Source organism: Streptomyces sp. NPDC001507 (genome assembly GCF_042894765.1).
Classification (GTDB): Bacteria; Actinomycetota; Actinomycetes; order Streptomycetales; family Streptomycetaceae; genus Streptomyces.
Genome location: NZ_JBIAVV010000018.1, coordinates 20,711 through 44,022, shown reverse-complemented (window position 1 = coordinate 44,022; position 23,312 = coordinate 20,711). Strand labels below are relative to the sequence as shown.

The following is a 23,312-nucleotide window of genomic DNA, read 5'->3' as shown; positions in this document are numbered from 1 at the left end:
TCACGACAACGGCAAAGAAGTTCCCAAGTCACCTGTTCGGGGGAGTGGCGCACTAAGGTCCTCGCACATACAGGAAGAGGCGGACCGAAACCCACCGGCCCGCCTCTTCCGCGCAGGTGTCAGGCCGCTTCCGCACCCTCACCGAACCCCTGCGCCGCCGCCCGCGCGGCCTTGCGCCGCCTGCGCCGGCTCACCCGGGGCTCCTGGTCCGGCAGCCAGCCGAAGATCATGCAGCTGCCGACGGCCCCGAGCGCGAGGCCGAGGAAGAAACCGCCCAGGTTGGAGGTGACCCATGTGCCCAGGGAGCACAGGATGCCGAGGATGGAGTAGAAGAGGCGCTGTCCGGGGCTGAAGAGGGTCAGCAGGCCGCACACCACCATGATCACCGGCAGCAGGTAGCCCACCAGGCCCTGCATGCCGATGTGTATGACGACCTTCAGCGCGGCCTTCTCCGTGAGCAGGATCCACGTGCCGCCCAGGGTCAGCAGCAGGCCGCCCCAGAACGGCCGACGGGCCCGCCAACGACGGAAGGCGGGCCGCCACCCCACAGGTGGAGTGTCTGTGCCGGACATCAGCAACCCGAGTCGCTGAAGCTGAGTTTCAGGCCGGGAAGCTTGAACACCCCGGCAGTGGTCGCGTAGTTGGTCTGCCGCAGGTTGTCGATGTGCACGGTGTCGGCCTGCTGGCTGAAGACGCCGATGGGTCCCTTGACCCCGGCCTTGGTGAGGGTGCTCGCGTCGTTGCCGATCTCGATGTTGTTGAAGGACGCGTCACCCGACAGCTCGGTCGAGTCGGTGGTCAGGTCGGTCGCCTGCACCTTCGAAGAGCCGCTGCCCGCCTTGATGAGCAGGTTGGTGCCGCCGAGGTCGACGCTCTGGCAGAGGCTGTCCAGGGTCGCGTTCTTGATCGCCGAGGTGACGACCAGCACCTGACCGCCGGTGTCACCGGCGTTCGGGCTGCCGTCGGCCATGCTGTCGAGCGCGCCGAACTGCTCGAAGCCGGTGCCGTTGAGCGACTTGGCGGTGACCGTGAAGGGCATGCCGGAGATGGAGAACGACACCCCCAGTGCTCCCTGCGCGGTCAGGACCGCGAGGCCGGCGAGGCCCAGCGTGGCCGGTACGGCCATCACGGCGGCCCGGCGGGCCCGGACCCGTCCGCGTCTCGGTGCCCCTCCGGTGTCCCCGGTGGTGTCTGGTGTTTCGGAAAGAGAACCGCTTCCCGGGTTCTCAGGCGTGTTGTCGGCGGACGGAACGTCCGGGGACTCGGCCATGTCTGCTCCCATGCATTAGTCACGCGGGTTGGGCTTCAGTGGCACGTTGTCCTGGCGCGGACAGCGGCTGCCGCGCACGCCTCCTCACAACTCCCGGCGGGTGCAAGGGCTTTCTCGTTACGCAGCAGTAGCCAAGCCGCAAGTTACCGGCGGTTACTTTTCAGGGTCAAGACAGTTGTGAAAAAAGGGTGTTGAATTCGCGTCAATTATGTTCCCACCATGCATTCCCATGATCCAATACTCAACTCCCTTGCTCGGCCTTGACGTTGACGGCTGATCAGGTCTACAACTCTCCCTGGTTTCCTTCGGATCCGTGGCGCCGGATCCGCCGAGCGGCATCGACCGCTTCCCGGCCTCTTCGATCACCGCTCCGCTCAGCGGCGTCGGCACGGTCGCTTCCCCCCAGGGGCCGTACCCGTACGCCTTTGACCGGCCCGGCCGGAGGCCTAACCCCCCAGGCTTTCGGCCGGTGTCCGGCCTGACCGCCGTTGCCGGCCCGTCACGTACGGAGAAGGCGTGACGAGCCGGCAACGGCCGGCGCTGCGTCAGCGCCCTCGAACCCCCCACCTCACCCCACGCAGGACCCCCCAAAGAAAGAGGCAAACCCGCATGCGTACGCGAACCCTCATCGCCCTCGCCGGTACCGTCGTCGCCCTCTCGGTCGCGGCCACCGTTCCGGCCTCCGCCGACGGCGCCGTGCTCACCACGGGCAGCGCCGGCGGCACCGCCGTCGCGGTCGGCGACACCCTCAGCGCGGCACTGGCCAGCGGCACCACCGCCACCCTCTACTCCAGCGCCACCAGCACCAGCGGCATCACCTGTGCCGCCTCGACCTTCACGGCGACGGTCACCGACAACCCGGCCGCCCCCGGCACCGCCACCGAGTCGGCCGGCGCGCAGACCTTCGGCAACTGCACCAGCAACGTGACCGGCGTGACCGGCGTCTCCAGCATCACGGTCAACAACCTGCCGTACACCACCACGGTCTCCTCGGACGGCACGGTCGCGGTCACCCCGCCGAGCGGCTCGACCATCCAGACCACGGTGAAGCTGACCACCCTGCTGGGCAGCATCACCTGCGTCTACCAGGCCCCGAGCCTGTCCGGCACGAGCTCCAACACCGACAACAGCCTCGCCTTCAGCAACCAGGCGTTCACGAAGTCCTCCGGCTCCATCCTCTGCCCCTCCGCCGGCTACTTCACCGCCAAGTACGCCCCGGTCAGCGACAACGGTGCCGCCGTCTTCGTCAACTGACCCCGTAACACAGGCCGTCAGCGTCGACGCAGACGCAACGCCAGGGCGGCGCCGCCGGTGAGCACCAGTACCGCCGCGGCGCCGCCCGCCAGCAGTGGCGCCGACGGGCCCGAGCCGGGGTCCGTGTCGGAGGCCACCGGAGTGCTGTCGGCGGCGGGGGTTCCGGTCGTTGGGGAGACCGGGGTCGCCGCCGCCGTCCGCTGTGCCCGCGCGGGATCGCTCTCCGAGGCGCCGGGAGCCGGCGTCGTACTCGGTCGTGGCTTCGTGCCCGCGGTCGCGCCGCCGTCCTTCTGCCCGCCCTGCGCCGCGCCCTTCGCGGCCTCCTTCTTCGGCGTCCTCTTCGCCGTGAACACCACGTCGGAACACGAGTAGTAGGTGTCAGGCGTGCTGCTGGTCTGCCAGACGGTGTACAGCACCTGACGGCCCGTCCGGTCGGCGGGCAGCACCGCGGTGAAGTGGTACGCGCCGTTCGTCAGCGGGGGGTCCTTGAACTCCGCGAAGGGCTGCGCGGAAAGCTCGGACCACGTCAGCGGCTTCACCGGGTCGTAGCCGGGCTTCGTCAGATACAGCTTGAACGTGCCGGAGTGCGCGATCGTCGCGGCGTACGTCATCGTCATCCGGGCGCCCGGCGCCAGTTCGGTGGCAGGCCAGTCCGCGCGCGCCAGGTCGAGCCCCTTGTACGCCGGCAGGTTGCCGCTGCACAACCTGCCGTCCGGAATCACCTGCCGGTCCCGGCCGTTCACGTCCGCCACCCGCACGTCGTCCCACGCGACGAAGTTCTGCCCGCTCGCCGCGATCGCCGCCTTGCAGGCCGCCGTCGCGGCACTGCCGCCGCTGGGGGAGCAGCCGTAGGCCCGGCTCACGGGATAGGTGGGCGCGCCGTGCGCCCGGGCGGAACCCGCCGCCCACGACAGGAGCAGGAGCGGGGCCGCGACAGCGGCTCCCGCGACTCTCAGGCGGGCGGTCGTCCGGGTCATGCGGGACGTCTCCTCGGCGGGCGCGGGTAGGGGGTTCTGCCGCACTGAGTACGGAAATCGGCGCCGCGCCGTTCAACGCGGTTGGTCACAGCGCCGGTCGAAGTGCGCGACACCGACTGGATCGTCCGGTTTGCCGACGTGCCGGGCGCCATTGAGAACCAACCGCGCGGCTCGTATCGTGGCGATCACCGACGGCCGCCCGGCCGGCCGCGACGCTTCCGGAGACCGGTGCGAGGACGAGGGAGGAGCGCGTGCTGATCTGGTGCGTTCGTGCACTGCGGGCCCGTGATCACGTGGCCGCACGCTCGACTTGCACGTGTCCGTCACCAGGTCCGCACAGATGTCTCCCGTTGCCGCACGGTGAGCTATCGTGTGCACGGGGTAAAAACAAACCGCATGCCCCGTCGGTTTGACAGCCGGGACGTCGTTGAAGCCGTGCAGTACCGAAGCCGTGAAGGAGCGTCGAGTCGATGGCGAGGCAGTTACGCGCGGAGCAGACCCGCGCCACGATCATCACGGCCGCCGCCGACCTCTTCGACCGGCACGGCTATGAATCCACCAGCCTGAGCGAGATCGTCGATCACGCGAAGGTCACCAAGGGGGCGCTCTACTTCCACTTCGCCGCCAAGGAGGACCTGGCGCACGCCATCATGGAACTCCAGTCCCGCACCTCCGGCCAGCTGGTGCGGGAGATGGACAGCCGCGGCTACTCCTCACTGGAAGCCCTGATGCGTACCACGTTCGCGATCGCACGGCTCTCCGTGGACGGCCCGATCCCGCGGGCCGGCCTGCGCCTCGCCACCGCGGACGTCACCGTACGTCCGCCGCTCAGGCACCCGTTCACCGAGTGGCTGGAGTTCGCCACCCGCAAACTCACGGGCGCCGTCAAGGAGTCCGACATACACCCGGACATAGACGTCGGCGCGGTCGCGCACTCCCTGGTCTGCTTCTTCGTCGGCACCCGGGTCGCCGGCCGCAACCTGGAGCCGGTGGGGCGGCTGCCGCGCAGGGTCGCCGAGATGTGGCACCTGATGATCCGCAGCCTGGTCCCGGTGCACCGGCGGGCCCGCTACCTGACCCTCGCCACCCAGCTGGAGCGCGAGATCAGAACCGCCTGACAGGTGCTGTGCGGTGCGGCGGAGCCGGGCGGCCCGCGCGATAGCGTGGCTCTCATGCCCGACTCCGCCCAACCGCCCGTGATCCTCGGCACCACCGGCCCGTTCCCGCACAGCGTGCTGGCCGAACGGCACCCCGCGATCATCCGCCAGGTGCGGGACGCCTTCCCGTACGGCCCCGGGCAGCACCGCGCCCTCGACGCGCTGCTGCACGACTGCACCGAGGGCGTGATCGAGCCCCTGCCCGCCGACGCGGGCGACTGGCGCGACTGGGACCTGGACGCCCACACCGGCCGGTCCTGGTTCGACGTGCCGTGGCTGTGGTCGGAGAGCTACTTCTACCGCAGACTCCTGGACGCCGTGGGCTACTTCGGCCCGGGCCCCTGGCAGGGCATCGACCCCTTCCGCCCCTTCAAGCTCGCCGAACTCGACGCCAAGGAGACCGACGAGGAGCTCGCCGCACTCGACGACCTCGGCGACGACCCGGACCGGGCCCTGCTGCACGGCTCCCTGTGGGGCAACCGCGCCGACCTCGGCTTCCGGCTCTCCGCCGCGGAGTCCGGCGAGGCCGTAGCCGCCCTGGTCGCCGACGACAGCGCCGCCCTGTGGCCGCTGCTCCACGGCGGCGGCACCCTGTGCCTGGTCGCCGACAACGCGGGCCGCGAACTCGTCCCCGACCTGCTGCTGATCGCCCACCTCCTGGACACGGACCGCATCGCCCGCGCGGTCCTGCACATCAAGCCCTACCCGTACTACGTCTCCGACGCCACGACCGCCGACGTGCTCGACGCCCTGCGCAGGCTCACCGCGGCCCCCGGCGCCGCCGCCGACTACGGCCGTACCCTCTGGTCGGCGATGGCCGACGGCCGCCTCACCGTGCGCGCCCACCCCTTCTCCTGCGCCCCGCTGCCGTACGCCGAGATGCCCGGCGACCTGCGCGCCGAGTTCGCCTCCGCCGCGCTGACGATCTTCAAGGGCGACCTCAACTACCGCCGCCTGGTGGGCGACCGGCTCTGGCCGCCGACCACCCCCTTCGCCGACGTCACCGCCTGGTTCCCGGGTCCGGTGGCCGCGCTGCGCACCCTCAAGTCCGATGTGATCACCGGGCTCTCCGCGGACACCGAGGCGGCCCTGGACGCGGCCGAGGGGGCGCGCTGGCGCACGGCCGGCACCCATGCCCTGATCCAGGTCAACCCAGGCGCATCGGGAGCGACTTGAGTCCGTTGATGAAGTTGGACACGAGCCGCCCGGCGGGACCGGCCGGCTCCAGGACGGCCGGCGCCTGCGCGTAGAGCGTGCGCAGCTGGAGCCGGGCGAAGTGGGCGCCCAGGCAGACGTGCGGCCCGTCCCCGAAGGACACGTGCGGGTTCGGCGCCCGGGTGAGGTCGAGACGGTCGGGCCCGGCGAAGGCCCGCTCGTCACGGTTGGCCGAGGCATGCAGCACGACCACCTTGTCGCCCTTCCGCACGCGCCGACCGCCCAGCTCGGTGTCCCGCGTGGCGGTACGGCGGAAGGTCAGCACCGGGGGATGCCAGCGCAGCAGCTCGTCCACCGCGCTGTCCGGGGCTGCCTTTCCCGCACGCAACAGGCGGTAGGACTCGGGGTGTTCGGCCAGCGCCAGCAGTCCGCCGGGCGCGGCCGAGCGCACCGTGTCGTTGCCCGCGACGGTCAGCAGGAAGAAGAACATCTCCAGTTCGCCGTCGGCGAGTCCGGAGTCGTGGGCGAGGGCCGTCATGACGTCGTCGGCCGGATGCCGGCGCTTGTGCGCGGCGAGTTGCCGGGCGTACCCGAACATGTCCCGGAGCATCGCGGGCGACCGCGGATTCACCGGCCCGCCCTCGCCGTCGAGCCTCCCGGGACCGGCCTCGTCCGGGTCCTGGTAGCCGATCACCCGCCGCGTCCAGTGCAGCAGCAGGTCCCGGTCGCTCTCCGGGACACCCAGCAGATCCGCGAGGTTGAGCAGCGCGTACTCGTCGGTGACGGCGGCGACCAGGTCCACGGTGCCGTCCCCCGCCCGGGCCGCCGACAGCGCCCGGGCGAACAGGGACCGCGCCCGCTCCCGCGCCACCGCCTCGAACCGCCCGATCCGCCCCGGCGTGAAGGCCCGGCTCACCGTCCGCCGCAGCCGTCCGTGCTGCGGTGGATCCTGGTTGAGCATCATGCGCCGGATGAACGGCAGGTCCTCCGGGTCCGGATCCCGGATCTGGGTCGCGCCGAGCCGTGACGAGTACGTCCCCGGGTCCTTGAGCACCCGCACCACGTCCGCATGCCGGGCCACCGCCCAGAACCCCGGTCCGGCCGGCCAGCCCAGCACCTCCGGCTCCCGCTGCCAGGACACCGGGTGGTGGTCGCGCAGGACGCGGTAGTCGGCGTGCGGCACGGCGACCGCGTACCGGCGCGGATCGAACACATCGGGTACGGGCGGGGCTTCACCGCCGCCGGCGGAGAAAGTCATGCGACCACGGTGACCCGTGCGGCGGGGCCGGGCAAGACGGAACGGCAGGGCGGCGGAGGCCGCAGGCGCCGGGGGCACGCTGCGGAGGAGGCCGTGCCCGGAACCCGCGCCGGTTCACGCGATGGTGTGATCATGTGCCGCGCGGTGGATGGCCCTTGTGGCGCGCGGGTAGGGCCCCGGCCATGACGCAGCCGTTCGAACTCCCGCACTTCTACATGCCGTATCCCGCGCGGCTCAACCCGCACCTCGAGGAGGCCCGGGCCCATTCGACCGAGTGGGCCCGCGAGATGGGCATGCTGGAGGGGTCCGGGATCTGGACCCAGGCCGACCTGGAGGCACACGACTACGGCCTGCTGTGCAGCTACACCCACCCCGACTGCGACGGTCCCGCCCTCTCGCTGATCACCGACTGGTACGTGTGGGTGTTCTTCTTCGACGACCACTTCCTCGACATGTACAAGCGCACCCAGGACCGCGCCGCCGGCAAGGCCCACCTCGACCGGCTCCCGCTGTTCATGCCGCTCGACCTGGCCACGCACGTGCCGGAGCCGCAGAACCCGGTCGAGGCGGGCCTCGCGGACCTGTGGGCGCGCACGGTGCCGTCGATGTCGGTCGACTGGCGGCGCCGCTTCTCGGTCGCCACCGAGCACCTGCTGAACGAGTCGATGTGGGAGCTGTCCAACATCAACGAGGGGCGGATCGCCAACCCCGTCGAGTACATCGAGATGCGCCGCAAGGTCGGCGGCGCCCCCTGGTCGGCGGGGCTGGTGGAGTACGCGACGGCCGAGGTGCCCGCCGTCGTCTCCGGCTCGCGGCCGCTCAGGGTGCTCATGGAGACCTTCGCGGACGCCGTGCACCTGCGCAACGACCTGTTCTCCTACCAGCGCGAGGTGGAGGACGAGGGCGAGAACAGCAACGGCGTCCTGGTCCTGGAGACCTTCTTCGACTGCACCACCCAGGAGGCCGCCGACGCGGTCAACGACATCCTCACCTCCCGGCTCCACCAGTTCGAGCACACCGCCCTCACCGAAGTCCCGGCCCTCGCCGCCGAGAAGGGCCTCACCCCCGGCCAGGCCGCCGCGATCGCCGCCTACACCAAGGGCCTCCAGGACTGGCAGTCCGGCGGCCACGAATGGCACCTGCGCTCCAGCCGCTACATGAACCAGGGCGCCGTCCCCTCCTCGCCCTGGCAGCAGCTCACCGGCCCCGGCACCTCCGCCGCGGACGTCGGCGCCTTACTGGCCGCGGCCGCCGCCGAGCGCCTGCGCGCCTACACCCACGTGCCCTTCCAGCAGGTCGGCCCCTCCCTCCTGCCCGACTTCCACATGCCGTACGAGGTCGAGCTCAACCCGCACCTCGACGCCGCCCGGCCCCGCCTGACCGCCTGGATGCACGGCACCGGCATGCTGTCCGAGGGCGTCTGGGACGAGGACCGGCTCGCCGCCTCCGACCTCGTGCTCTGCGCCGCGGGACTCGACCCCGACGCCGGCCCCGGGGAACTCGACCTCAGCGCCCGGTGGCTGGCCTGGGGCACCTATGCCGACGACTACTACCCGCTCTGCTTCGGCGCCCGCCGCGACCTGGCCGGCGCCCGGCTCGCCACGGCCCGGCTCTCGGCGTGCATGCCCCTCGCCGACGAGCCCGTGCCGGTGCCGGCCACCGGCATGGAACGCGGCCTCGTCGACCTGTGGGCCCGCACCACCGCCGGGATGGGTCCCGAGGACCGGCTCGCCCTCAAGGAGTCCGTCGACCGGATGACCGAGAGCTGGCTCTGGGAGATGTCCAACCAGCTCCAGCACCGCATCCCCGACCCCGTCGACTACCTGGAGATGCGCCGTTCCACCTTCGGATCGGACCTCACCCTGAGCCTGGCCCGCCGCGGCCACGGCCCCGCGATTCCCCCGGAGGTGTACCGCAGCGGCCCGGTGCGCTCCCTGGAGAACGCCGCCATCGACTACGGCATGCTCGTCAACGACGTCTTCTCCTACCAGAAGGAGATCCAGTACGACGGCGAACTGCACAACGCCGTCCTCGTCGTGCAGAACTTCTTCGGCGTCGACTACCCGACCGCGCTCCATGTCGTCCACGACCTGATGACCCAGCGGATGCAGCAGTTCGAACACGTCGTCGCGAGCGAACTACCGGTCGTGTACGACGACTTCGAGCTGCCCGCCGAGGCGCGTGCGGCCATGGACGCCTATGTCCGCGACCTGCAGAACTGGATGGCCGGCATCCTCAACTGGCACCAGCACGTCAACCGCTACAAGGCGGACCACCTCGCCCGCCGGGCCCACGGCTTCGTCCCGGACCGCCCCCCGCTCGCTCCGGTGCTTCCGGTCGGCTGACGGCGCCCGTCGCGCGGGTGCCTACCGGAGGGAGGCGTGCAGACCCCGGGCCCGCTCGGCCTGCGCCAGGTCGCCCAGCCGATCGAACTCCTCGGCCAGCCGGAGCAGCGGTGCCGGATCGAGGTCCGTTCTGCCGCCAGGACGCAGCAGCAGGCTCTGGTCCATGAAGATGCCGTCCAGGCGGCGGATCAGCGCCACCCGGGCGAGCTCGGTCGTCCCCTGCTCGGGCGCCGGCCGCACCCAGGTGGACAGCGGCCCGGCGCGGGACGGGCTCGGCAGGGCCGTCCGTCCCGCCGTCCCGCCGGTAGGGTGGCGTGTTCGCCGTGCCGGCCGGACACAGGGAGCGATGGATCACGCATGGATGCTGAAGACGACGGCAGCCGCACGGCCGCCCGCGACTTCGAGACGCTCCGGATCCGCCGGGTGCCCGGCTCCGCCGCGGGCGTGAACTCTGTCGTGACCGAAGCCGTTCCGGCGCCGCGCGGAAGCTCCGGCGCCGGCCAGTCTCCCGGTCTCATGAAGTCCAGCGCCGTGATGGCGGCCGGAACCCTGGTCTCACGCCTGACCGGATTTCTGCGCACTCTGGTCATGGGGGCCGCGCTGGGTGTGGGAACGCTCAACGACACCTACCAGGTGGCCAACACCCTCCCCACCATGATCTACGTGCTGGTCGGCGGAGGAGCCCTCAACGCGGTCTTCATCCCGCAGCTGGTGCGGTCGATGAAGGAGGACTCCGACGGAGGTGCCGCCTACGCCAACCGTCTCATCACCCTGGTCGTCACGTTCCTCGGCTCGGCGACCCTGATATGTGTCGTCGCGGCGCCGGAGTTCATCCGCGTCATGTCGCCCTCGATGGCCACGCACCCCGACCAGATGCGGGTCGCGGTCGCCTTCGCCCGCTACTGCCTGCCCACCATGTTCTTCATGGGGATTCACGTGGTGATGGGTCAGATCCTGAACGCGCGGGGGCGGTTCGGCGCCATGATGTGGACGCCCGTCCTGAACAACATCCTGATCATCGCCGCGTTCGGGTCGTTCGCCTGGGTTTTCGGCACGGCCTCCCGCTCGGGAATCTCGGCATCGACGATCACACCGCAGGGAACACGGCTGCTCGGTGTCGGCACCCTTCTGGGGCTGGCGGTCCAGGCACTGGCCATGGTCCCCTACCTGCGCGACTCGGGATTCCGGATCCGCCTGCGCTTCGACTGGCGTGGCCATGGTCTGGGGAAGGCTCTCGGCCTGGCGAAATGGACTTTCCTGTTCGTGCTCGTCAACCAGGCCGGCATGGTCGTCGTGACGCGCCTCGCCACCGCGGCCGGCGCGGCCGCGGAGAAGAGCGGACACCCCGGCACCGGCATCACCGCCTACAACTACGCGCTCCTCCTGTGGCAGATGCCGCAGGCCATCATCACCGTCTCCGTGATGACAGCCGTTCTTCCCCGCATCGCCCGCGCGGCCGCCGACGGCGACCACGGAGCGGTCCGGGACGACATCTCACAGGGCCTGCGTACGTCAGCGGTCGCCATCGTTCCCTGTGCTTTCGCGTTCCTCGCTCTCGGGGTGCCGCTGATCCAGCTGCTCTACGCCGGAGCCGGGGAGGAAGGCGCCCGCAACATCGGCTTCGTCCTGATGGCCTTCGCCCTGGGGCTGATCCCCTACTCGGTGCAGTACGTGCTGCTGCGCGGGTTCTACGCCTACGAAGACACCCGGACGCCCTTCTTCAACACCCTCGTCGTCGCGCTCGTGAACGCCGCCGGATCCTTCACCGCCTATCTTCTGCTCCCCGCGCGGTGGGCCGTGACCGGCATGGCGCTCACCTACGGCCTGGCCTACGTCATCGGCGTCGGCGTCGCCTGGAAACGGCTCCGCGACCGACTCGGCGGCGACCTCGACGGCCACCGGGTCGTCCGGACCTACGCCCGTCTCGTCGGGGCCGCCCTGCCCGCGTCCCTGGCGGCCGGATCGGTCGCCGCCCGGCTGATGACAGCGGTGCACGCCCCCGCCGTCGCCGCGCTCACGGCACTCGCCGCGGGAGCGACGGTACTGATCGCGCTGTTCCTGCTTCTCGCGCGCGTGCTGCGCATCAGCGAAGTCGACGCCATGGTGGACATGGTGCGGACTCGTCTCGGCCGATGAACAACACGGCAGGCCGGGAGCCGGACGGCGGGGGCCCGGGAGGGGCCGTACGGGCAGAAGTAGCGCTCGACCGTGCGCCCGGAGCCGATCGCCGACTCGGCCGGCGTGCCGGGTTCGATGCGCACCGCGGCCTCGTGACCCACCAGAGAGCGGGCCAGCGGCTCGATCAGGAGGTCCTCGGCGTCGGGATCGTGGAACTGGTCTACGGCGGGACCCCCGCGGGAGCGGCGGCGAACCTGGTGGCGGACCTGCTCGACGGGGCCCGCGGCGTGGGCTGGGGCTGGGCCCTTCCGCCGTTGACGCAGCGGCAGTCTCACTCGTTCGTGTCTCGTCGCGCCCGCGTGCGCCGGGTAGAGCTCGGGGTGGAGGCGAACCATGGAACAGACCGCATTGCGTCCCAAGCCGATCCCCGGTCAGGAGCGCGGGGACAGCCCCCCGCCCGACCCCGCCCGCCCCCCGCCCGACCCGGCCCGCCGTCCGCACGCCGCGCGCCGGCGCGGCCGCCACATCAGGACCCTGCTGTTCGGAGCGTTCGTCGGCACCGTCCTGGTGCTGTCCGGGGTCGGCCTCGGCACGGTGGGCGCCACGGTGATCGGCATGAGCAAGCTGGCCGAACTGCGACAGCAGACCCCGCCGCCGGCACCGCGCCCCGCACCCCCGGCCACCCCCACCCCCTCGCCGACGGCCGCCGCGACCCTGGGCCTGGAGGCCGTGGACGCCGAGAAGGTGGGCGCGCTGGTGACGGGCGTCCACGTGCCGGGCCCGGGCTATACGGCGGGACTGGTCAGGGGCGACGTGCTGCTCCAGTTCGGCGACACCCGAATCGACAGCGCGGCCGACCTGGTCCGGGCAGTGGCCCACGCCCGTCCGGGCAAGGGGGCCAAGCTCACGGTCCGGCACGCGAGCGGTGGGTATCAGCAGCTGACGGTAGTTCCCGGCGTCGTGACGTGACCGCCCCAGGGGCGCGGGGTGGCATCGAGATGCGGCTCCGCCGCCTGGGCGCGATCGGCACCACACACCTGTACCGGCGACACGACCGCAATCCACGACGGCGGCTCTGCCCAAACCGGCTCGCGCGGCCACGCCGCACCCGGCAGGATGCTCCCGGAGGCACCCTCACCCGCGCAAGGAGGCCCTGGATGACCGGCACCGCCGCCCCCTTCACCGCCGACGACTACAAGTCGCGCATGACGCGCGCGGCGCACACCGCGGCGGACGCCGGGCTCGCCGGCCTCCTGATCGCCCCCGGCCCCGACATGGTGTGGCTCACCGGGTACACCCCCACCGCGGTCACCGAGCGGCTCACCCTCCTCGTCCTGGCCCCCGGCAGGGACCCCGTGCTGGTCGTCCCCACCCTGGAGGCCCCCGACGCCGAGAAGGCCGACGGCGCGGCCGTGCTGAGCCTGCGGGACTGGACCGACGGCACCGACCCCTACGCGGTGGCCGCCGGCCTGCTCGCCAAGGACGGCCGCTTCGGTATCAGCGACAACGCCTGGGCCATGCACCTGCTGGGCCTGCAGCGGACACTTCCCGACACGTCCTACGCCTCCCTCACCGACGCGCTCCCCATGCTCCGCGCCGTCAAGGACGCGGCCGAGCTCGAACTCCTCGCCGCCGCCGGAGCGGCTGCCGATTCGACGTTCGAGGAGATCCGCAAGGTTCCCTTCGCCGGCCGCCGCGAGTCCGACGTCGGCCACGACCTCGCCGACCTGCTGCGCCGCTTCGGCCACGAACAGGTCGACTTCACCATCGTCGGCTCAGGACCCAACGGCGCCAACCCGCACCACGAGGTCGGCGACCGGGTCATCCAGGACGGCGACATGGTCGTCCTCGACTTCGGCGGCCTCAAGGACGGCTACGGCTCCGACACCACCCGCACCGTGCACGTGGGCCCGCCGTCCGCGGAGGAGCGCGAGGTGCACGACATCGTGCGCGCCGCCCAGGAGGCCGGCTTCCGGGCCGTACGACCCGGCGCGGCCTGCCAGGAGGTCGACCGGGCCGCTCGCGCGGTCATCGCCGACGCCGGGTACGGCGAGTTCTTCATCCACCGCACCGGCCACGGCATCGGCGTCACCACGCACGAGCCGCCGTACATGATCGAGGGCGAGGAGCAGCCGCTGGTGCCCGGGATGTGCTTCTCCGTGGAGCCCGGCATCTACCTGCCCGGCCGCTTCGGCGTGCGGATCGAGGACATCGTCACGGTGACCGCGGAAGGCGGCCGTCGTTTCAACAACACCACCCGCGAGATGGTCGTCGTGGGCTGACCGACCCGGCCCCGGAACCTCCCGCCCGCCCCCACCCATCCCGAACGGCAACGGCGCGATCCATGACCCAGGCACCGACTCCCACCGTGGACACCGTCCGCAAGCTGGTCCGTTCACTGCTCAAGGAGAGCGCGGACGGCGCCTCGGGCCCCGAGGTGCGGCCCGTCGCGGAGGGCGGTGAACACTCCACCTGGTGGGTCGGCAGCCGGCACGTTCTGCGCCTCGCCCCCGACCGGGAGGCCTCCGTCCGCCAGCGCCGCGAACTGCGGCTGCGCGACCTGATGCGGCCGCACCTGCCGGTAGCGGTCCCGGCCGGCGTGGCGCACGGTGAGTGGGCGCCGGGACTGACGTACACGCTGGACACCGTGATCCCCGGCGGCACGGCCGAGGAGCACGACGTCTCCGCGGTGGGCGAGGCGGACCTGGCCGGGCTGCTCACCGGGCTCCGCGAGGTTCCGGTACGGCAGGCCGAGACGCTCGGCGTGCCCCGCACCCCGCCGCGTTCCCTGGAGGCACTGCGCAGGATGGCGGTGCCCGCCGCCGAACGGCTCGCCGCCGCCGACGAGTTCGACCCTTCCCGGCTGCTCCAGCTGACCCCGCCGGGCGCCGCACAGCTCGCCGCCCAGCCCGGTACCGCCGTGCTGGTCCACCACGACCTCAAGGGCGAGCACCTGGTGGTCAGCGCCGACGGCAGGGTGCGCGGCGTCCTCGACTGGACCGACGCGGCGGTCGGTGACCCCGCCGAGGACATCGCCGGGCTCGCCCTCGCGGTCGGCTCCGGCGCGGCCGTCCGCGCGGCCACCCTCGCCGGCTACGGCGCCCGCCCCTGTCTGCGCGGCCTGTGGCTGGCCCGCTGCGACACCGTCATCCGCCTCACCGACCGCCTCGAAGGCCGCGACGACAGCCCCCTGCCGCTGCTGCGCACCCAGCTCCGGCGCGCCTGGGAGACGATCCTGCTGGAACGGGTGACGGAGCTGCGCGAGGACACCGAGGGCACCGAGGACGACGAGGAGCTGTAGCGGGACGCCCGCGGCCGGGGCCCGGGTCGAGCCGCGGTCAGGCCCGGGTGAGCACCACGCACGACTCGCCCGGCACCCGCAGCACCCCGTCCGGGTCCGGTGCCGCCGTGGTGTCCCACGCGGCCAGGACCTCCACCCGCCCGGTGCCGAGCGGGATCTCGGCCGGCTCCTTGCCCAGGTTCACCGCCACCCGCACGTCCCCGCGCCGGAACGCCAGCCAGCGTGCCGCCTCGTCGAACGCCACCTTGGTGTCGGCGAGATCGGGATCGGTGAGGTCCGGCTGCTCGCGGCGCAGCGCCAGCAGGCGGCGGTACCAGGCCAGCACGCGCGCGTGCGGCTCGCGTTCCGGCTCCGACCAGTCCAGGCAGGAGCGGTCCCGGGTGGCGGGGTCCTGCGGGTCGGGTACGTCCTCCTCGGCCCAGCCGTGCGCCGCGAACTCCCGCCGCCTGCCCCGCCGTACGGCGTCCGCGAGGTCCGGGTCCGTGTGGTCGGTGAAGAACTGCCAGGGGGTGCCGGCCGCCCACTCCTCGCCCATGAACAGCATCGGTGTGAAGGGCGCGGTCAGGCTCAGCGTGGCGGCGCAGGCCAGCAGGCCGGGGGAGAGGGCCGCCGAGAGCCGGTCGCCCTGGGCGCGGTTGCCGACCTGGTCGTGGGTCTGGGTGTAGCCGAGCAGCCGGTGCCCGGCCACCCGCGCGCGGTCCAGCGGGCGGCCGTGCCGGCGGCCGCGGAAGCTGGAGTACGTGCCGTCGTGGAAGTAGCCGCCGGTGAGCGTCTTGGCGACGGCGGCGAGCGGGGCGCGGGCGAAGTCGGCGTAGTAGCCCTGGGACTCGCCGGTCAGCGCGGCGTGCAGGGCGTGGTGGAAGTCGTCGTTCCACTGCGCGTCCAGGCCGAACCCGTGCTCCGCGCGCGGGGTGATGACCCGCGGGTCGTTCAGGTCGGACTCGCCGATCAGGAACAGCGGCCGGCCCGACTCGGCCGCCAGGCCGGCCACGGCGGACGACAGTTCCTCCAGGAAGTGGCACGCGCGCGTGTCGCACAGGGCGTGCACCGCGTCCAGGCGGAGTCCGTCGATCCGGTAGTCGCGCAGCCAGGCCAGCGCGCTGCCCACCAGGTACGCGCGCACCTCGTCCGATCCGGGTGCGTCCAGGTTCACCGCCGAGCCCCAGGGCGTCTGGTGCGCGTCCGTGAAGTAGGGCCCGAACGCGGGCAGGTAGTTGCCGGAGGGGCCGAGGTGGTTGTGCACGACGTCCAGGACGACACCCAGACCGAGTTCGTGGGCCCGGTCGACGAAGCGTTTCAGCGATTCGGGGCCGCCGTACGGCTCGTGCACCGCCCACAGCGAGACGCCCTCGTACCCCCAGCCGTGCCGCCCGGGGAACGGGCACAGCGGCATCAACTCCACGTGCGTGACGCCCAGTTCCCGCAGGTGGCCGAGGCGGGCCGCGGCCGCGTCCAGGGTGCCCTCGGGGGTGTACGTGCCCACGTGCAGCTCGTAGAGGACCGCGCCGGGCAGCGCCCGCCCCGGCCAGGCGGCATGCCACTCATGGCGCTCGTGGTCGACGACGGCGCTCAGCCCGTCGGGCCCGTCCGGCTGGCGGCGCGAGCGCGGGTCGGGCAGCACCGGGCCGTCGTCCAGCGCGAACCCGTAGCGGGTGCCGTCCCCGGCGGCCGCCTCCCCGGTCCACCACCCGGACCGGTCCGGGTCGCGCTCCAACGCGTGCGTGGCGCCGTCGCAATGGAGCGTCACACGGTCTGCCTGCGGTGCCCACACCTCGAACTGCACGGACGGTCCCCTTCGTCTGGCTCATCGTGAGGTAGTACGTCCATCGTGCCGTGAAAAGAGATCAATCCGCTTTGAATCCCGGCTTTGCGGAACGGGTGTCGCCGTCCGTACGCGCGGCTGACGGCCGTTTCCCCGTTTTCTGGACACCCGGGGTTCACTGACCCAGAATCGGCAGCGTGACGTCGTCCTTCGAGTTCCACACCTACCCCGCGCGTCTGTCCGACGCGGAGCGCGACAAGGTACTGAGCGTGCTGCGTGACGGCGTCGCCATGGGACGGCTGTCGCACGACACGTTCGTGCGCCGCATGGAGCTGGCGCTCGCCGCCCGCCGCGTCGACGAACTCGCCGCGCTCACCGCCGACCTGCCGCAGGAGAACCGCTTCGCGCGCCTGCTCTTCGGCACCGTCGAGGCCGTCTCCGGCTTCACCGTACGGCTGCGCCGGGCCTGGCAGGCCGAGCGGCTGCCCAAGCTGCTGCTTCCGCATCCGGGCAACGGCCATCCGCTGCGCATCGGCCGCGACCCCGCCAACGGGCTGCGGCTCAACCACGAGACCGTCTCGCGGGTGCACGCCGAACTCCGCCGCCAGGGCGGCCTGTGGGTCCTCAGGGACCTCGGCTCCACCAACGGAACGACCGTGAACGGCCGCCGGGTGACCGGCGCCGCCGTCGTCCGCGAGGGCGACCAGGTCGCGTTCGGCCGGATCGCGTTCCGGCTCGCGAGCGACTGAACCCCGGGCCGTCCGCCGGCACCCGGCCTTGTCCCGCGGGATGGCCGAAAAGTGTTTGTCCGTCGCGGTGTTGACGTACCCCCCAAGTCGTGACTGACTGTGCGGGAACCATGCACGTCATGTGAATCGACGGCACCGCTCTGTGGAGGTGTGACCTGCCGCCCCTCCTCCGCTATCCGTCCGTGGACGAGCTCGCCGCGCGGGCGGCCGCACTGGTCGCCGACCGCCCCCGGGACGCCCGGCTGCGCCGGGCCGGGACCTCCCGCGCGGGCACCCCGATGTGGCTGCTTTCCATCGGTCACGGCACCCGCCACGTCCTCGTCGTCGCGGGCCCGCACGCCAACGAACCCGTCGGCGGCGCCACCGTGCTCCGCCTCGCCGACCGGCTCCTCGCCGACCCGAGGCTCACCGAGGACGCCGACGTCACCTGGAACCTGCTGCTGTGCCTGGACCCCGACGGCGCACGGCGCAACGAGGGCTGGCTGGCCGGGCCGTACACCCTGGGCCACTACTTCCGGAACTTCTTCCGGCCCGGCTTCCTGGAGCAGCCCGAGTGGCTGCCCGACGGGGCGGCCGCCGCCGCGCTGCCCGAGACCAGGGCCCTGCTCGGCCTCCAGGACGAGCTGCGGCCCTTCCTCCAGTGCTCGCTGCACGGCGTCGACGTCGGCGGCGGTTTCGTCGAGCTGACCCGCGAGCTGCCCGGCCTCGACCGGCGCCTCGCGCACACCGCGACCCGGCTCGGCATCCCCCGCGAACTCGGCGCCTACGACACCCTGTACTGGCCCACCCTGGGCCCGGCCGTCTACCGCGTCCCGCCGCCCCGCCGGGGCGATCTGGCGGCCGCCATCACCGAGGCCGCCGTCGAGTCCACCTGGTTCCACCCGTACCGGCACGGCACCGTCACCGCGATCGTCGAGGCGCCCATGTGGGGCGTGGCCGCCGTCCAGGACGGCACACCGCCCGCCGACCGGGACGCGGCGCTGCGCTCGGTCAGCCGGACCCTGCGGCGGGACACGGAGCTCCTGGACGGCGTCCTGGCCCGGGTCCGGCCGCAGCTGTACGCGGCGCCGGACGCGGCCCGGCTGCTCGCGCCGGTCGACGACTACCTGCTGGTCCGCCCCGGCCTCGCCGACGCCTGGGACCCCGACACGGACGCCGGCAGCGCCCGCCCGCTGCCGCCGCTCAGCTCCGCCCACCTGGCCGCCCTGCGCATCGCCGGGCGCCGGCTGGTCCTGCGCACCGCCGGGATCCTGCACCAGCTGCTGCGCAGCACCGGCCACGACCCGGCCGCCGCCCTGCCCGACCTGGACCGGCTGATCGACACCTGGTGCGCGGACTACCAGGACGCCCTCGGCGCGCGCTGGATCCCGGTCGCGCGCCAGGCCGAGTACCAGACGCGGGTGGTCCTGAGCGCCTTCGAACTGGCACGCCGCCACGCGCGCGTGACGGCCCGATCGGGTGAGCCGGACTGGGGAACCGCGCCCGCCGTGCCGATGCACGGGGAATGACACATCTCAACAAAGCGACAGCGGCCTGCGGTGCCCTGCTGGCCGCGGCCGCCCTCCTCGCCGCCGGGCCGGCCCATGCCGCGCCGGCCGCGACGCGCGGCGGCGACTACCTGTACCTGACCGTCAGCCAGGGCGAGAACCAGTCGGACGACGCGCACGGCGCCGTCCTGCTGTGCGACCCGCCCCAGGGGTACGCGCACGCGGCCGAGGCCTGTGCCGCACTCGCCGCGACGGGCGGTGACATCGCCCGCATCACCCCGGCCAAGGACGCGATGTGCCCGATGGTCTACGCCCCGGTGACCGCCCAGGCGCGCGGGCAGTGGAACGGCAGGCCGATCGAGTACCGCGAGACGTTCCCGAACGCCTGCCAGATGGCGGCCAGGACCGGACCGGTCTTCGCCCTCGACGACTGAGCCCGCGGGCGGCGTGCGGCCTCCCGGGCCAGGCCCCGGGGCCGGGCCTCACGCCGCCTGCTCACGTGCGTGCTGCGCGGCCGCCAGCACCGTCCTGGACTGGTGCTCCACCTGACGCTCCAGCGGCACCCAGCGGGCCTGGAAACGCTCGCCGTAGGCCTCGCACCAGGAGGCCACCAGTTCCTCCAGCCGCGGTGCCGCGCCGTCGTCCGCCTCCCGCAGCACCCGCAGGAGCATCGACGCGGCCCGCAACGGCAGCCGCCGCCCGAAGGCGTCCACGCTGCCGACGTACGCCATCGTGGTGTCGACCGGCGGCCGCTGGATCCAGTCCTCGGCCAGCCCGGGGATCAGCCCCAGCGCCCACCGGGCGGCCCGCAGCAGCGGCCCGTCCAGGCCGCTCAGACCGTCCAGCCTGGGCAGCGCCTCGGCCAGCACCCGCTCCACCTCCCGCGAGTCCCGCAGCAGCCGGAGCGCCAGCCGCCGCATCGCCGCCGCGGGGGCCGGGTGCGGTGCCGGGTCGTCGACCAGGTCGCTCGCCCACATCGGCACCTCGACCACCGCGGTGAGACCGCCGTACCGGTGCGCGTGGTACCAGGTGCTGTGCCGTGCGTCGTCCGGCATGCTCGGGTACGCCACCCCCGTCTCCGGACCCGGCATCACCCGCACCCCGGGCCCGGAGTGCGGCCAGCCCGCGGCGTCCGAGGCGCCCGTCTCCACCGGGATGTGCAGTTCAGCCGCGGACTTGGCGAACGGTTCGGCGAGCCCCGGCACGTCCCTCGTCAGCTGCACCCAGCTGCCGCCCAGATCGGTGCCGTGCAGGGTCACCTGGAGGTAGGGGCGCAGTTCGTCGATCACCCCGAGCAGGGCCCGGGTCTCGGGCGGCAGCCGGTCCGGCGGCAGCACCGACGGGGACCATTCCGGCTGCTCCGGGCCAGCCGGCCGGTAGAAGCCGAGGTGGTAGTCGAACAGGCTGCGCGGGGCCGGGGTGACGTGCAGGCTCGCTCCGTCCGGGTCCGCGCAGAGCAGGAAGTGCCAGGAGTTCTCGGCCCGCAGCTCCCGCTCGTTCAGCACCCGTTCGGCCAGCACCTGGAGGGTGCCGCCCCCGGTCGGCTCGTTGGCGTGGGCACCCGCGACCACCAGGACCGCCCGCCGGGCGTGTCCGACGGACAGCAGGTGCAGCGGTCTGCCCGCGCGGGAGACACCGATCTCCCGCAACGTGCACAGGCCGGGCCGGTGCGCGGCCAGCGCCCGGGCGGTGGCGACGAGTTCGGGAACACTGGGGTAACGCAGCTCCGGCAGGAGACTCACCCCCGACTTGTCCGCCCGGCTTCGCATTCCCCAGTCCCGCACGGCATAGGTGAACTGTCAAGAACCTCTCGGGGGAGGCTCCAGGGGGCGCCCAGAGGCACGTGCCGTCGGCCGGTGGGACTGTTTGGCGCCGAGAGGGGTGCGAAGCCACTACGGGGCGCGGAACGGCTCCGCGCGCCGATAACCGACGCGGTCGGCGCCCGGCAAGTTCCAGCAAACCGACGGATCAGCCACATATTCACTCGTACGAGTGAATTCCGGTATCGGTTCCCGCCAATTCCGGCCACACCTCGTCAGCTCTCGTGAGCCCTGTCAGCCCTCGTGAGCCCCGTCAACCCCTGTCAACCCCCGTCAGCCCGCCTCTCCCACCCGCTCCAGCAGCGCCACCGGCAGCCCCTCGAAAAGCTCGCCCACGCGCGCGTGCCCCGTGAACTCCCGCCCCGGCGCCAGCACGTCGGCCCACCGGCCCGGCGGCAGCGGCAGGACCGTGTCCCGCCAGCCGCCCGCGTCGGCCAGCCGCAGCGACAGCCGGGTCACCGCCGTGATCACCTCCCCGGAGCGCGCGAACGCAAGGCAGTGCGCCGCGGCCGGCCCCTCGGCGGCCAGTGGCGCGTACGTCGCCGTGCCGCCGAAGACGTCCGGGCGCCGCGCCCGCAGCCGCAGCGCCGCCGCGGTCACGGCGTCCTTCTCGCCCGGGTGCTCCGGCGGGAAGGCGACCGGCCGCCGGTTGTCCGGGTCGACCAGCGCCCGGTACTCGCCCTCCGTACCCTGGTAGACGTCCGGCACGCCCGGCATCGTCAGGTGCGCCAGAGCCGCCCCCAGCACGTTCGCCCGCACATGCGGCTCCAGCGAGGCCCGGAAGGCCGTCACGCGCTCTCCCGGCGCCCCGCACGGCCCCGCCGCGACGAACGAGACCACCGCCTCCTCGTACGGCGGCTCCTGCTCCGTCCAGCTCGTGTACAGGCCCGCCTCCCGCACGTGCTTCATCAGCGCCCCCCGGACCCGCTCCGGATCCGCCGGGCCGAGCCCGAACACCGTCTGCCAGGCCGCCCAGGCCAGCTGCGCGTCCGGCACCCCCTCTTCGTCGCGGGTCACCTCGGCCAGCACGTCCGCCCAGCGCTGCGGGCACTCCGTCAGCACCGCCAGCGCGGCCCGGACGTCGGCACTGCGCTTGGTGTCGTGCGTCGTCACCACGGTCCCCGTGAGCGGCCAGTCGCGCTGCACGCGCGCGCAGTACGCGTGAAAGGCATCGGGGGTGACGCCGGGGCTGCCCGGGTCCCCGCCCACCTCGGTCGCCGACAGCAGCGGCACGTAGCGGTAGAACGCCGTGTCCTCCACGGACTTGGCCCGCAGCGCCGACGCGGTCTGCGCGAACCGCGTCCGGAACTCCGCGACCCCCGGCCCGTCCCCCGCCAGGAGCAGCCCGCGCACCACGTCCACCGCGCCGCCCTCCGCGGGCACCACGAAGGCCCGCCGGGCCTCCTCGGCGGCATCCGCGGTGACCACGGCGGCCACGTCGCCTGAGGCGTACGGCCGGTACACCCGCATCCGCACCAGCAGCTCCTGCAGCGCGGTGCGCAGCGCCCAGGGCGCCCGGTCGCGCAACGCGGGATCCGGCGACGTCGCGCACACGCGGGTGGCCGCCCGCGTCAGCCGGTCCGTCTCGGTCGCCAGCTCGTGCGTGATCACGTTGTACGCCGCCCGCCGCACCGTGGCCGCCCAGTCGCCGCCCCGGTCCGTCTGCGGGGCCGCGAAGCTCCGGTAGCCGCCGAGCAGTTCGGCGGCGCCCGCGGGATCCGTGAACACGCCGTCCACGTGCCGAAGGGCGTCGTACCCGGTGGTCCCCGCGACCGCCCACCCCGCCGGCAGGTGCTCCCCGTCGGCCAGGATCTTCTCCACCACCGTCCAGCGCCCGCCGGTCGCCTCGTGCAGCCGCGCGAGGTAGCCGTCGGGGTCGGCGAGACCGTCGGGATGGTCGACGCGCAGCCCGTCCACCACGCCCTCGTGCAGCAGCTGGAGGATCTTGGCGTGGGTGGCCTCGAACACCTCCGGGTCCTCCACCCGCACCCCGATCAGCTCCGAGATGCTGAAGAACCGGCGGTAGTTCAGTTCGGTCCGGGCCAGCCGCCACCACACCGGGCGGTACCACTGGGCGTCCAGCAGCTCCGGCAGCGGCAGGTCCGCGGTGCCGTCACGGAGCGGGAAGGCGTGCTCGTGATAGCGCAGCACGTCCCCGTCGACCGCCAGCTGCCCCAGCACCTCGCCGACCGGGCCGCCCAGCACCGGCACCAGCAGCTGCCCGCCCTGCGCCTCCCAGTCGATGTCGAACCAGCGTGCGTACGGCGACTTCGGGCCCTCCCGGAGCACCTCCCACAGGGCGTGGTTGTGCCGGGGGGACATCGCCATGTGGTTCGGCACGATGTCCACGACGAGGCCGAGGCCGTGCTCCCGCGCGGTGCGCGCCAGTGCCCGCAGTCCCTCCTCGCCGCCGAGCTCCTCACGCACGCGCGCGTGGTCCACGACGTCGTAGCCGTGCGTGGAGCCCGGGACGGCCTCCAGGACAGGGGAGAGGTGGAGGTGGGAGACGCCGAGCGAGGCGAGGTACGGCACGGCGGCCTGGGCGGCCGAGAAGGGGAAGCCGGGCTGGAGCTGGAGTCGGTAGGTGGCTGTCGGCACGGTGAGGGCGGTTCGCTCGGCTGTCATGCGGACGTATGTACCCCTCTGGTCGGCTTCTGTG

19 protein-coding genes are annotated in these 23,312 nt (G+C 72.8%); 11 read left to right on the top strand and 8 right to left on the bottom strand.

Translation table 11 applies throughout. The annotated features are described in order from the left end of the window. Positions 1–119 precede the first annotated feature (119 nt). Both ACFY0K_RS42890 and ACFY0K_RS42885 read right to left on the bottom strand, forming a co-directional pair. On the bottom strand, positions 120–572 hold the full coding sequence (locus ACFY0K_RS42890) for a DUF6114 domain-containing protein (RefSeq protein ID WP_352359762.1): 453 nt from the start codon (positions 570–572) through the stop codon (positions 120–122). After that, a complete protein-coding gene (locus ACFY0K_RS42885; protein ID WP_390644475.1) occupies positions 572–1,270 on the bottom strand; it encodes a DUF6230 family protein in 699 nt (232 codons plus the stop codon). The genes ACFY0K_RS42890 and ACFY0K_RS42885 overlap by 1 nt, the downstream gene beginning before the upstream one ends. Before the next feature lie 609 nt (positions 1,271–1,879). Between ACFY0K_RS42885 and ACFY0K_RS42880 the strand changes: the two genes are divergently transcribed. Beyond that, positions 1,880–2,524, top strand: coding sequence for a Tat pathway signal sequence domain protein (locus tag ACFY0K_RS42880; RefSeq protein ID WP_390644474.1), 645 nt, complete (start codon positions 1,880–1,882; stop codon positions 2,522–2,524). A gap of 17 nt (positions 2,525–2,541) precedes the next feature. Here ACFY0K_RS42880 and ACFY0K_RS42875 read toward each other — a convergent pair whose 3' ends face one another. Further along, positions 2,542–3,501, bottom strand: a complete 960-nt coding sequence (locus ACFY0K_RS42875; protein WP_390644473.1) for a lytic polysaccharide monooxygenase — start codon at positions 3,499–3,501, stop codon at positions 2,542–2,544. A 470-nt stretch (positions 3,502–3,971) separates the two neighbouring features. Here ACFY0K_RS42875 and ACFY0K_RS42870 point away from each other — a divergent pair, with 470 nt between their 5' ends. Together ACFY0K_RS42870 and ACFY0K_RS42865 are read left to right on the top strand one after the other, a co-directional pair. Continuing rightward, positions 3,972–4,619, top strand: a complete 648-nt coding sequence (locus ACFY0K_RS42870; RefSeq protein WP_390644472.1) for a ScbR family autoregulator-binding transcription factor — start codon at positions 3,972–3,974, stop codon at positions 4,617–4,619. A 54-nt stretch (positions 4,620–4,673) separates the two neighbouring features. Next, positions 4,674–5,834, top strand: coding sequence for a damage-control phosphatase ARMT1 family protein (locus ACFY0K_RS42865; RefSeq protein ID WP_390644471.1), 1,161 nt, complete (start codon positions 4,674–4,676; stop codon positions 5,832–5,834). On the opposite strand, the gene ACFY0K_RS42860 is transcribed toward ACFY0K_RS42865, so the two are convergent. Next, a complete protein-coding gene (locus tag ACFY0K_RS42860; RefSeq protein WP_390644470.1) occupies positions 5,806–7,071 on the bottom strand; it encodes a cytochrome P450 in 1,266 nt (421 codons plus the stop codon). The two genes, ACFY0K_RS42865 and ACFY0K_RS42860, sit on opposite strands and share 29 nt — an antisense overlap. Positions 7,072–7,253: 182 nt before the next feature. Between ACFY0K_RS42860 and cyc2 the strand changes: the two genes are divergently transcribed. After that, the gene (gene cyc2 / locus ACFY0K_RS42855; protein WP_390644469.1) at positions 7,254–9,416 is read left to right on the top strand and encodes a germacradienol/geosmin synthase Cyc2; all 2,163 of its coding nucleotides are present in this window, start codon (positions 7,254–7,256) and stop codon (positions 9,414–9,416) included. 21 nt (positions 9,417–9,437) lie between these two features. Here the strand turns inward: cyc2 and ACFY0K_RS42850 are convergent, their stop codons facing one another. Then, positions 9,438–9,656, bottom strand: coding sequence for a hypothetical protein (locus ACFY0K_RS42850; protein ID WP_390644468.1), 219 nt, complete (start codon positions 9,654–9,656; stop codon positions 9,438–9,440). Between the two features lie 117 nt (positions 9,657–9,773). On the opposite strand from ACFY0K_RS42850, the gene murJ reads away from it, so the two are divergent. From murJ to ACFY0K_RS42830, 4 genes are all read left to right on the top strand, one after another. Beyond that, positions 9,774–11,552, top strand: a complete 1,779-nt coding sequence (gene murJ / locus ACFY0K_RS42845) for a murein biosynthesis integral membrane protein MurJ (RefSeq protein WP_390644467.1) — start codon at positions 9,774–9,776, stop codon at positions 11,550–11,552. Positions 11,553–11,927: 375 nt separating this feature from the next. Continuing rightward, complete coding sequence (locus ACFY0K_RS42840) at positions 11,928–12,503, top strand: PDZ domain-containing protein (RefSeq protein ID WP_390644466.1); 576 nt, start codon at positions 11,928–11,930, stop codon at positions 12,501–12,503. Between the two features lie 188 nt (positions 12,504–12,691). Then, positions 12,692–13,816 carry an aminopeptidase P family protein gene (locus ACFY0K_RS42835; RefSeq protein ID WP_390644465.1) on the top strand — a complete coding sequence of 375 codons (1,125 nt, stop codon included), beginning with the start codon at positions 12,692–12,694 and terminating at the stop codon, positions 13,814–13,816. Positions 13,817–13,878: 62 nt separating this feature from the next. Then, entirely contained in the window at positions 13,879–14,835 is a 957-nt protein-coding gene (locus ACFY0K_RS42830; protein WP_390644464.1) for an aminoglycoside phosphotransferase family protein, read from the top strand. Between the two features lie 37 nt (positions 14,836–14,872). Here the strand turns inward: ACFY0K_RS42830 and treZ are convergent, their stop codons facing one another. After that, the gene (treZ, locus tag ACFY0K_RS42825) at positions 14,873–16,618 is read right to left on the bottom strand and encodes a malto-oligosyltrehalose trehalohydrolase (RefSeq protein ID WP_390644463.1); all 1,746 of its coding nucleotides are present in this window, start codon (positions 16,616–16,618) and stop codon (positions 14,873–14,875) included. 176 nt (positions 16,619–16,794) lie between these two features. Here treZ and ACFY0K_RS42820 point away from each other — a divergent pair, with 176 nt between their 5' ends. The 3 genes from ACFY0K_RS42820 (at position 16,795) to ACFY0K_RS42810 (ending at position 19,267) form a co-directional block, all read left to right on the top strand. Beyond that, entirely contained in the window at positions 16,795–17,346 is a 552-nt protein-coding gene (locus ACFY0K_RS42820; RefSeq protein WP_390644462.1) for an FHA domain-containing protein, read from the top strand. A 182-nt stretch (positions 17,347–17,528) separates the two neighbouring features. After that, the gene (locus tag ACFY0K_RS42815; RefSeq protein WP_388720598.1) at positions 17,529–18,854 is read left to right on the top strand and encodes a M14 family zinc carboxypeptidase; all 1,326 of its coding nucleotides are present in this window, start codon (positions 17,529–17,531) and stop codon (positions 18,852–18,854) included. Further along, a complete protein-coding gene (locus ACFY0K_RS42810; protein WP_390644461.1) occupies positions 18,851–19,267 on the top strand; it encodes an SSI family serine proteinase inhibitor in 417 nt (138 codons plus the stop codon). Before ACFY0K_RS42815 ends, ACFY0K_RS42810 begins: the two co-directional genes overlap by 4 nt. Before the next feature lie 48 nt (positions 19,268–19,315). Here ACFY0K_RS42810 and ACFY0K_RS42805 read toward each other — a convergent pair whose 3' ends face one another. Next, positions 19,316–20,575: a M14 family zinc carboxypeptidase gene (locus tag ACFY0K_RS42805; protein WP_390644460.1), complete on the bottom strand. Its 1,260-nt coding sequence runs from the start codon at positions 20,573–20,575 to the stop codon at positions 19,316–19,318. A gap of 351 nt (positions 20,576–20,926) precedes the next feature. After that, positions 20,927–23,278 carry a malto-oligosyltrehalose synthase gene (treY, locus tag ACFY0K_RS42800; protein ID WP_390644459.1) on the bottom strand — a complete coding sequence of 784 codons (2,352 nt, stop codon included), beginning with the start codon at positions 23,276–23,278 and terminating at the stop codon, positions 20,927–20,929. Positions 23,279–23,312: the final 34 nt, after the last annotated feature.